The following is a 2,652-nucleotide window of genomic DNA, read 5'->3' on the forward strand; positions in this document are numbered from 1 at the left end:
TTGCCAGCGAAGGGAGCGCCTCGGTACTAAGCCTTGCGTGCTGAACGCACACCCTCGGCCAGCGCCGAGCACAGCGCCAGTACATCGCTGACCGCCTGCTCGCCGCTGTTGGCATTGGCAATCTTGTCGACCAGCGCCGACCCTACCACCACGCCATCGGCCAGCCGCGCGATCGCCGCCGCCTGCTCCGGGGTACGAATGCCGAAGCCGACACTGATCGGCAGGTCGGTATGCCGGCGCAGCCGCTCGATGGCACTGCTCACATGCTCGGCCGTCGCCGAACCTGCACCGGTCACACCCGCCACCGACACGTAATAGACGAAGCCCGAGCTGCGCTCCAGTACGCGCGGCAGGCGCGCATCGTCGGTGGTCGGGGTGGTCAGGCGAATGAAGTCGATACCCGCCGCCTGGGCCGGCGTCGCCAGCTCGGCGTCATGCTCCGGCGGCAGGTCGACAATGATCAGCCCATCCACGCCCGCGTCCTTGGCCTGGGCCACGAATGCTTCCACGCCAAAACGATGGATCGGGTTGTAGTAGCCCATCAGCACGATCGGCGTGGTGTGGTTGTCCACACGGAACTCGCGCACCATCTGCAGGGTTTTGGCCAGGGTCTGCCCGGCGTCCAGCGCGCGCAACGTGGCCAGCTGGATGGCCACGCCATCGGCCATCGGGTCGGTGAACGGCATGCCCAGCTCGATCACGTCGGCACCCGCTGCCGGCAGGCCCTTGAGGATCGCCAGCGAGGCGTCGTAGCCAGGGTCGCCGGCCGTGACGAAGGTCACCAGGGCCGCACGGCCCTCGCGCTTGAGGTCGGCAAAACGTTGTTCAAGACGGCTCATGCCTGCTTCTCCTGCGCGGCCATATGGCTCATTACGGTTTGCATGTCTTTGTCGCCACGCCCGGACAGGCACACCACCATCAGGTGGTCCTTGGGCAGGCTCGGCGCGCGCTTGATGGCTTCGGCCAGGGCGTGGGAGGTTTCCAGTGCTGGGATGATGCCTTCCAGGCGGCAGGTGGTGTGGAACGCGGCCAGTGCCTCGTCATCGGTGATGCTGACGTATTCCACGCGCTTCACTTCGTGCAGGTAGGCGTGCTCCGGGCCGATGCCTGGGTAATCGAGCCCTGCGGAGATCGAGTGGGCGTCGGTGATCTGGCCATCGGCGTCCTGCAGCAGGTAGGTGCGGTTGCCGTGCAGTACGCCCGGTACGCCGCCGTTCAGGCTGGCCGCATGCTTGTCGGTGTCGACCCCGTGGCCGCCGGCCTCGACGCCGATGATCTGCACGCTGGCGTCATCGAGGAAGTCGTGGAACAGGCCCATGGCGTTGGAGCCGCCGCCTACGCAGGCGATCAGGCTGTCGGGCAGGCGCCCTTCCTTGGCCTGCAGCTGCTCGCGGGTTTCCTTGCCGATGATCGACTGGAAGTCGCGCACCATGGCCGGGTACGGGTGCGGGCCGGCCACGGTGCCGATCAGGTAGAAGGTGTCGTCGACATTCGTGACCCAGTCGCGCAGCGCCTCGTTCATGGCGTCCTTGAGGGTGCCGGTGCCGGCGGTGACCGGCACGATCTCGGCGCCCAGCAGCTTCATGCGGAACACGTTGGCCTGCTGGCGCTCGATGTCGGTGGCGCCCATGTAGATCACGCAGGGCAGGCCGAAGCGCGCGGCCACGGTGGCGGTGGCCACGCCGTGCATGCCGGCGCCGGTTTCGGCGATCAGGCGCTTCTTGCCCATGCGCTTGGCCAGCAGCACCTGGCCGATGCAGTTGTTCACCTTGTGCGCGCCGGTGTGGTTGAGTTCTTCACGCTTGAAGAAGATCTTGGCGCCGCCGCAGTGCTCGGTCAGGCGTTCGGCAAAATACAGCGGGTTCGGGCGGCCGATATAGTCGCGCTGGAAGTACGCCAGTTGTTCGAGAAACGCGGGGTCGGCTTTGGCTGCGTCGTACTCGCGGGCCAGGTCCAGCACCAGCGGCATCAGGGTTTCGGCAACGTAGCGGCCGCCAAATGCGCCAAACAGGCCGTTGGCGTCGGGGCCGCTGCGGAAGTTGGTCTGGGTCATGGGTCGCTCCAGGGCGTAGGTATGAGGTCGCAATGGGCCTACTCTACCCACGACACGCGCCGCTGAAAACCGATAAGATCGCCACAACCTGTCAGGAAAACTCACACGTCAATGGCCAGAGAACTGCCCCCGCTGAATGCCTTCGGGCCTTCGAAGCCACCGCCCGGCTCAACAGCGTCAGCCAGGCTGCCGAACAACTGCACGTGACCCACGGCGCGGTAAGCCGCCAGTTGAAGGTGCTCGAGGCGCACCTGGGCGTGACCCTGTTCGTCAAGGACGGGCGTGGCCTTAAACTCACAGATGCCGGCAGTCGGCTGCGCGATGCCAGCAGCGAGGCCTTCGAGCGCCTGCGCAGCGTGTGTGCCGAGTTGAGCCAGGACAGTGCCGATGCGCCGTTTGTGCTGGGCTGTTCGGGCAGCCTGCTGGCGCGCTGGTTCATCCCGCGGCTGGGGCGCCTGCAGGCCGACCTGCCGCAACTGCGCCTGCACCTGTCAGCCGGTGAAGGCGACCTGGACCCGCGTCGCCCCGGCCTGGACGCGCTGCTGGTGTTCGCCGAGCCGCCGTGGCCGGCCGACATGCAGGTACACGTGCTCACGCAG

The 2,652-nt window shown here is 66.9% G+C and carries 3 protein-coding genes; 1 reads left to right on the plus strand and 2 read right to left on the minus strand.

All coding sequences use genetic code 11. The annotated features are described in order from the left end of the window. Window positions 1–26: 26 nt before the first annotated feature. Both trpA and trpB read right to left on the minus strand, forming a co-directional pair. The gene (gene trpA / locus G3436_RS23795; protein ID WP_163950205.1) at window positions 27–839 is read right to left on the minus strand and encodes a tryptophan synthase subunit alpha; all 813 of its coding nucleotides are present in this window, start codon (window positions 837–839) and stop codon (window positions 27–29) included. Next, entirely contained in the window at window positions 836–2,053 is a 1,218-nt protein-coding gene (gene trpB, locus G3436_RS23800) for a tryptophan synthase subunit beta (protein WP_163950207.1), read from the minus strand. Before trpB ends, trpA begins: the two co-directional genes overlap by 4 nt. Window positions 2,054–2,115: 62 nt before the next feature. Here trpB and G3436_RS23805 point away from each other — a divergent pair. Beyond that, window positions 2,116–2,652, plus strand: a 537-nt coding sequence (locus G3436_RS23805) for a LysR family transcriptional regulator (RefSeq protein ID WP_163950210.1), incomplete at its 3' end; no start/stop codon positions are given.

Source organism: Pseudomonas brassicae (genome assembly GCF_010671725.1).
GTDB classification, from domain to species: Bacteria; Pseudomonadota; Gammaproteobacteria; order Pseudomonadales; family Pseudomonadaceae; genus Aquipseudomonas; species Aquipseudomonas brassicae.